The organism is Streptomyces celluloflavus, assembly GCA_000720995.1.
Taxonomy (GTDB): Bacteria; Actinomycetota; Actinomycetes; order Streptomycetales; family Streptomycetaceae; genus Streptomyces; species Streptomyces celluloflavus.
Map to the genome: position 1 here is coordinate 26,047 of JOEL01000064.1, position 7,237 is coordinate 33,283.

Here is a 7,237-nt window from a genome sequence, read left to right on the forward strand (position 1 = left end):
ACAGTCCGCGGCAGGCGGCCGCCCGAAGCGGACTGAAGCGGTATCAGCGGCGCGCTCGGTGTTCTTCCGGTCCTTCCCTCAGAAGAACACCGAGCGTCGCTGCACCAGCAGCTTGTAGAGCGTGTGCTGAATCGTTTCGCGAACCTGGTCGGTCAGGTTGAACATCAGCATCGGATCGTCGGCCGCCTCCGGCGAATAGCCGTCCGTGGCGATCGGTTCGCCGAACTGGATCGTCCACTTCGTCGGCAGCGGCACCGCGCCCAGCGGCCCCAGCCACGGGAAGGTCGGCGTGACCGGGAAATACGGAATGCCCAGCACCCGCGCCAGCGTCTTGGCGTTCCCGATCATCGGGTAGATCTCCTCCGCGCCCACGATCGAGCACGGCACGATCGGCACACCGGCCTTCAGCGCCGTCGAGACGAAACCGCCCCGCCCGAAGCGCTGGAGCTTGTAGCGGTCCGCGAAGGGCTTGCCGATGCCCTTGAAGCCCTCCGGCATCACCCCGACGACCTCACCGCGCTCCAGCAGCCGCTGCGCGTCCTCCGCGCAGGCGAGGGTGTGCCCGGCCTTGCGCGCCAGCTCGTTTATCACCGGCAGCACAAAGACCAAATCGGCCGCCAGCAGCCGCAGATGCCGCTGGGCCGGGTGATTGTCGTGCACCGCGACCTGAAGCATCAAGCCGTCCAGCGGCAGCGTCCCGGAGTGATTGGCGACGATCAGCGCGCCGCCCTTCCCGGGGATGTTCTCGATGCCCCGCACCTCGACCCGGAAGTACTTCTCGGCCAGCGGCCGCAGCAGCGACATCAGGACCTGGTCGGTCAGCTCCTCGTCGTAGCCGAAGTCGTCGATCTCGTAGTCGCCGGTGATCCGCCGGCGCAGGAAGTTCAGCCCGCCCGCGATCCGCTCGTCCAGGGAGCGCGCGGGACGCTCCGCCGGGCGGCCGGGCTCCGCCGGCTCGTCGGGCCCGGTCCGCGCCTCCGGTACGGGCGCCAGCACCGGACCGCGCCCCGCACGCCCGGCCCGCAGGGACTTTCTGCGCGCCCGAGGCTCCTCACCGAAGGGAATGACCTTGGCGTCCGCCATCGTGGGTGAACTCCTCACTGGGTCGGGCCGCGCGTGCGGGCAGCACGGCGGCGAGCCGGTCGACGGTACGGGCGAGGGACTCCGGCGGCAGCAGCCCGGGTCCCCGGCTGCCGGCGAACTCCGCAAAGGTCTCCGCCGTCGTGTACTGCGGCTGGAACCCCAGTGTCTCGCGCATCTGTGTCGTCTGGACGACCCGGCCGTGCGTGAGCATCCGGATCTGTTCCGGCGAGAAGTCCGAGATACCGATGGCCCGCAGCGCCGTACCGGCCCACATCACCGTCGGCAGGAACAGCGGCAGAGTGGGCCGTCCGAGCCGCCGGGAGGTCTGCGAGAGCAGCAGCACACCGTCCCCGGCGATATTGAACGTGCCGCTGTTGAGCGTGCCGCGGCGTGGCGCGGAGGCGGCGATCCGCAGGACCTCGATCGCGTCGTCCTCGTGAACGAACTGGAGCCGCGGGTCGTAGCCGAGGACCGTGGGCAGGACGGGCAGCGAGAAGTACTCGGCGAGCGGCGAGTCCGCGCACGGCCCGAGGATGTTCGCGAAGCGCAGTACGCACACCGCCACATCGGGCCGGCGCCGGGCGAAGCCCCGGACGTACCCCTCGACCTCGACGGCGTCCTTGGCGAAGCCGCCGCCGGGCAGCGACTTCGGCGGGGTGGTCTCGGTGAAGACCGCCGGGTCGCGGGGCGCGGAGCCGTAGACGCTCGTACTGGATTTGACGACCAGTCGCTGCACATTCGGCGCCTTCTGACAGGCGCCGAGCAGCTGCATGGTCCCGATGACATTGGTTTCCTTCACCACGGCGCGACCGCCACGGCTGCCCAGGGGCGTGCCGTTGATGTCCATATGGACAACGGTGTCGACACCCGTCTCGGCCAGGACCCGGGCAATCGTCGGATGCCGGATATCGGCTTTGAGGAATTCGGCGCCACCCAAATGGTGCTCCGGGGGCACGGCATCGACACCGATCACCCGATCGACGTCGGGGTCACGCTGGATACGGCGGACGAACCGGCCCGCCAGTTGCCGCGCGGCTCCCGTGACGAGCACGACCTTGCCCAAGATCAGCCCTTCCTTCCCGCCCTCGGCCTTCACCTGAGCCGAGCTGTGCCCGTCACGCTATCGGGTCGGTGTTGCGCTGTGATGACCACACGATGCCCTGGCCGCATTTCCTGCCCGCGCACCGCCCATTCGGGCCATGAACGCACCGCAGCCCCCCACCACACAGAGGTGATGGGGGGCTGCGAAATCGCGATCAGCGTCGCTTACTTCTTGTTACGACGCTGAACGCGGGTGCGCTTGAGCAGCTTGCGGTGCTTCTTCTTGGCCATCCGCTTGCGCCGCTTCTTGATAACAGAGCCCACGACTACCCTCGCTTACTTCGAATCACTCGGTGCGGGGCGTCCGAGCCCACACTACCTACATCGGGCCAGCCTACCCGGCGCCGGGCGTACGGCGTAATCCGAGGGTCACCACAGGCCCCTCAGGCCGATTCCACCCCCACGTACGACTCGCGGAGGTAGTCGTGAACCGCCTGCTCCGGAACCCGGAAGGACCTCCCCACCCGGATCGCGGGCAGATGACCGCTGTGCACCAAGCGGTACACGGTCATCTTCGACACACGCATCACGGTAGCTACTTCCGCCACCGTCAGAAACACGACCTCGTTGAGAGGCCTCTGGTCCGCAGCCATGACACACCTGCACCTTCCGCATAAGACGGGCACCGGCTTCCCCTCCGGTGACTCTTCGTCGCTATGCGCTCACTCCCCAGATTAGGGGCGGGTGATGCGAGTGGGGAAGAGGAGCTGTGAACAGCCGCCTACCGTGACAGATACGCCTGATTGAGCACATATCGCACCAGTGGCAGATAGGAGACGGATCGCACGGCATCATCGAGCGGAACGGCCACCGACACCCGTCCCTCCGCCTGGCCGACGAACAGCGCGGGATCGTCCGTATCCGCCAGCCCAATGGCCTCGATGCCCAGCTGACCTGCCCCGCAGACCCATCCGTGGTCCCCGATGACCAGACCCGGCAGTGGCCCCATGGCGTCCGCCGCGGCGCCGAGGACGGTACGCACCGGAAGCGGCGAATGGGTGTGCACGCCCCCCACATCCGGTGCGCCCCGCACGCCGGGCTCGCGCATCATCGCGACTCCTCGTACGTACTCAAGGGTGTACGTACGTAGCCCGAACCGGGTCGTCATGTCGATACTGCTGCCATACGCCGGGGTGAGGACGGTGCAGCCCGCTGACGAGAGAGCGTCTGCCAGTACGGCGTAGAACTCCAGCAGCCGGTGCGGATGGCCGGTGCCGATCAGCACCGGCGCCCGCCGGTCGGCCGCCTCGCCGACCCGCTCGGCAAAACGGTCCAGCGCCGCGATCGTACGATCAGGATCGATCTCGTCGGGGCCGGAAGTATGCGCGGGATCGACCGAAACCCCGCACTCCCGCCCCATGAGTCGCAGAACTTCCCCGACCGACCAGTCCCGTTCGGGTTCCAGCCCGAGCAACGCCCGGGGGTCACGCGCCGCGAAGAGCCGGTAGCGGCCCAGACTCTTCTCGCGCGGGGTCGCGATCGTCCCCGCGAGCCGCGCCTCGATCAGATGCGCCCGCAGCGCACCGGTCCCCGACACCCGGCCCATACTGGCCCGTTGGCCGCGCGCCGGATGCCCGAACCGACAGGTAGTCACACATCCGTGGGCGTGGCGCCACCCGCGGCCGTAGGGAGCCGGTCCGGCCACGCCTCGGTCCCGGCCCACCGTGCGGCGCTACGCCCCGACAACCCCAACAGCCCTGGCTACCGCTGCCGTCCGTCGCGGACCCGGCCTACGGCAGCAGCCCGTGCGCCGGGAACACCGCCCGGCGGGTGGCCAGCACCGCCTGGTCCAGCCGGTCGGCGGGGTCGTAGCCGCCGTCGGCGAAGTCCCGCCAGCGCGGCTCACGCCCGTCCGTCATCCGCTGCGGCGCCAACTGCCGCGTCCTGCGGAACACTTCGTGCCGCCATGCCTCGGGCACCGGCGTGCCCGGGTCGATCGGCCGGCCGGCCGCGATCGCCGTCAGATGCGTCCAACTGCGCGGCACCACGTCCACCACCGCATAGCCGCCGCCACCGAGCGCAACCCACCGACCGGCCGCGTGCTCGTGCGCCAGCTCGTGGCAGGACATGGCCACCGCCCGCTGCGCGTCGACGCTGACCGCCAGATGCGCGAGCGGGTCATCGAAGTGGGTATCCGCGCCGTGCTGCGAGACGATCACATCCGGCCGGAACGCGCCGAGCAGCTCCGGCACCACCGCGTGAAAGGCCCGCAGCCACCCCGCGTCACCGGTCCCGGCCGGCAGCGCCACATTCACCGCGCTGCCCTCCGCACCGGCCCCGCCGGTTTCCGTCGGCCATCCGGTCCCCGGAAAGAGTGTCCGGGGATGCTCGTGCAGCGAGATCGTCAGCACCCGCGGGTCGTCCCAGAACGCCGCCTGCACCCCGTCACCGTGGTGGACGTCCACATCCACATACGCGACCCGCCGCGCGCCCAGCTCCAGCAGCCAGGCGATCGCCAGCGCCGCGTCGTTGTAGACGCAGAAACCGGCCGCGCCGCCCGGCATCGCGTGGTGCAGCCCGCCGGCGAAGTTCACCGCGTGCAGCGCGGCACCACCCCAGACCGCTTCCGCCGCGCCGACCGACTGCCCGGCGATCAGCGCCGACGCCTCGTGCATCCCCGCGAACGCCGGGTCGTCCACCGTCCCCAGGCCGTACGAGATGTCCGCCGAGGCGGGGTCGGCCGACGCGCGGCGGACCGCGTCAAGATAGTCCGCACGGTGCACCAGCCGCAGCGTGGAGTCCCCGGCCGCCGCGGCCGCGACCACCTCCAGCGGGCCCCGGTCGAGCCCGTACGCCTCCACCAGCCGCATGGTCAGCGCGAGCCGGACCGGGTCCATCGGATGTCCGGGCCCGAAGTCATAGCCCGTTACTGCCTCGTCCCACATCAGCTGTGCGCGGCCGCTCATGCCCGTCACCGTACCGGGCCGACGATGACCCGAACGAGCGGGCGTACACCAGCGTCACCAGCACCAGGGCCATCGGTACGAGCATCGCCCCGCGGTAGCTCCAGGCATCACCGAGCGCACCGACCAGCGGTGAACCGACCAGAAAGCCCACGTAGTTGAAGATATTCAGTCGCGCAATGGCCATATCCGAAGCTTCGGGGCCCAACTTCTCACCAGCCTGCCGCCCGGCTGCCGCGAAAGTCTGCGGCACGATCACACACAGCCCCAGCCCGAGCAGCGTGAACCCCGCCATCCCCGCCCACGCGCCGGGCGCCACCGCCACCACCGCGAAACCGACCGCCGCGACCACCGTCCCGGTCCGCACCACGGCCACCGCCCCGAACCGCCGCACCCCCAGATCGCCGACCGACCGCCCCAGCAGCGTGGTGACCATATAGACGTTGTACGGCACGGTCGCGAGCTGCTCCGAACTGCCCAGCACATCCTGCAAGTACTTCGCGCTCCAGTTGGAGACCGTCGAATCCCCGATGTACGCGAACGCCATCACCAGACACAGCGGCAACAGCAGCTTCATCACAACGGGAGGGGTCTTGGCCTCACCGGTCACTGCCGGACCGCCCTGCGCACCCCCGGGGTCGCGGTCCACGAACCACCGGCCCACGACCAGCGCCAACGGCACCAACACCGCCACCACCGGCCCGTACAGCACCTCCAGCGACAGCTGCCAGTGCGCCCCCACCCAGGCCAGCGAGGCCCCCACGATGCCGCCCAGGCTGTACGCGGCGTGAAAGCCGAGCATGATGCTCCGCCCGTACGCGCGCTGCAAACTCACCCCGAGCATGTTCATCGAGGCGTCCAGCGCCCCCACCAGCAGCCCGAACGCCGCCAGCGCCACGGCCACTTGCGCCAGCCCGCCGGCCGACCCGACGGCCAGCAGCGCCAGGCACACCACGGGCTGCACTCCCCGCAGCACCCTGCTGGGCCGCACCCGCTTGACCAGGTGCTCGGTGACCAAACTGCCGACGCCCGCGAGCACCGGCACCGCCGCCAGGAAGGCGGGCAGCAGCCCGTCCGAGATCCCATAGCGCTGCTGGATCGCCGGTATTCGGGTCACCAGGAGGGCGAAGACCGCGCCCTGGACGAAGAAGCTCAGCGCAAGCGAGACCCGGCCGTGCCGCAGCTGCGCTCCTGGAACCAGAGGGGCCGTCATGGCCGCTCAGCCTAGAACTCCCCGCTACCGCTGGGTAGATGGATCACACAGCCAATTCCGCCGGGGGGTGCCGGCGTACGCGTACGGCAGGCACAGGCAGGTGTGCACGTACGGCAGGCGGGCCGGCCGGCGGCCTACTGGAGGAGCCGCGGCAGCTCCTTCATCTCGGAGAACAGCGCGGTGGCCCCGGTCAGCCGCTCCCCCGGTGTCATCGCCGTGAAGCCGTAAACATCCATCCCCGCGGCCAGAGCCGCCCGCACCCCCAGCGGGCTGTCCTCGACCACCGCGCACCGCCCGGGCGGCACCCCCATCACCTTCGCCGCGTGCAGAAACAGATCCGGCGCCGGCTTCCCGCGCCCCACATCCTGCGACGAGAAGATCCGCTCCTCCCCGAACCACGCGAACAGCCCCGTCCCGTTCAGCGCCACCCGGATCCGCTCATGGCTCCCGGACGACCCGACGCAGTACGGCACCCCGTCCGCGGCCAGCTCCCGCAACACCTCACCGACACCCGGTACGGGCTCCAGTTGCGCGCGGAACGCCTCGAACACCCGGGCATGAAAGCTCTCGTCGAAACCGGCCGGCAGCCGCTCACCGGAACGCTCCAGAACCAGGTCGTGAATACGGTGCACGGCCGCGCCCAAATAGTCGCGGAGCGAATCCTCGTACGTGGTGGGGTGACCCAATTCGGTGAGGTAGTCGGCGAGGATCCGGTTGGAGATCGGCTCGCTGTCCACCAGAACACCGTCGTTATCAAAAATGACCAGGTCGTAGCGCATGCCCCGAGCGTACCGAGCCGCTCCGGAACGCAAAAAAGCTCCGGTCTCTGAACCAAAAAGTTCAGAGACCGGAGCTTAAAATTTGTTCGGCGGCGTCCTACTCTCCCACAGAGTCCCCTCTGCAGTACCATCGGCGCTGAAAGGCTTAGCTTCCGGGT

8 protein-coding genes and 1 rRNA gene are annotated in these 7,237 nt (G+C 69.6%); all 9 read right to left on the reverse strand.

The window, feature by feature from the left end; translation table 11 throughout:
* Window positions 1–78: 78 nt before the first annotated feature.
* Complete coding sequence (locus IH09_RS32940) at window positions 79–1,083, reverse strand: lysophospholipid acyltransferase family protein (RefSeq protein ID WP_052861227.1); 1,005 nt, start codon at window positions 1,081–1,083, stop codon at window positions 79–81.
* Complete coding sequence (locus IH09_RS32945; RefSeq protein WP_052861228.1) at window positions 1,052–2,146, reverse strand: NAD-dependent epimerase/dehydratase family protein; 1,095 nt, start codon at window positions 2,144–2,146, stop codon at window positions 1,052–1,054. The genes IH09_RS32940 and IH09_RS32945 overlap by 32 nt, the downstream gene beginning before the upstream one ends.
* A gap of 203 nt (window positions 2,147–2,349) precedes the next feature.
* Window positions 2,350–2,448 carry a 30S ribosomal protein bS22 gene (locus IH09_RS38345; protein WP_003948845.1) on the reverse strand — a complete coding sequence of 33 codons (99 nt, stop codon included), beginning with the start codon at window positions 2,446–2,448 and terminating at the stop codon, window positions 2,350–2,352.
* A gap of 119 nt (window positions 2,449–2,567) precedes the next feature.
* Window positions 2,568–2,777: a helix-turn-helix domain-containing protein gene (locus IH09_RS32950; protein WP_014144137.1), complete on the reverse strand. Its 210-nt coding sequence runs from the start codon at window positions 2,775–2,777 to the stop codon at window positions 2,568–2,570.
* Window positions 2,778–2,905: 128 nt separating this feature from the next.
* On the reverse strand, window positions 2,906–3,721 hold the full coding sequence (locus IH09_RS32955) for a phosphatase (RefSeq protein ID WP_110952743.1): 816 nt from the start codon (window positions 3,719–3,721) through the stop codon (window positions 2,906–2,908).
* 193 nt (window positions 3,722–3,914) lie between these two features.
* Complete coding sequence (locus IH09_RS32960; protein WP_052861230.1) at window positions 3,915–5,090, reverse strand: acetoin utilization protein AcuC; 1,176 nt, start codon at window positions 5,088–5,090, stop codon at window positions 3,915–3,917.
* On the reverse strand, window positions 5,041–6,300 hold the full coding sequence (locus IH09_RS32965; protein ID WP_052861231.1) for an MFS transporter: 1,260 nt from the start codon (window positions 6,298–6,300) through the stop codon (window positions 5,041–5,043). The genes IH09_RS32960 and IH09_RS32965 overlap by 50 nt, the downstream gene beginning before the upstream one ends.
* A gap of 134 nt (window positions 6,301–6,434) precedes the next feature.
* Window positions 6,435–7,079, reverse strand: a complete 645-nt coding sequence (locus IH09_RS32970; protein ID WP_052861232.1) for an HAD family hydrolase — start codon at window positions 7,077–7,079, stop codon at window positions 6,435–6,437.
* Window positions 7,080–7,163: 84 nt separating this feature from the next.
* Window positions 7,164–7,237 (reverse strand): 5S ribosomal RNA (gene rrf / locus IH09_RS40915); the annotation flags it as partial.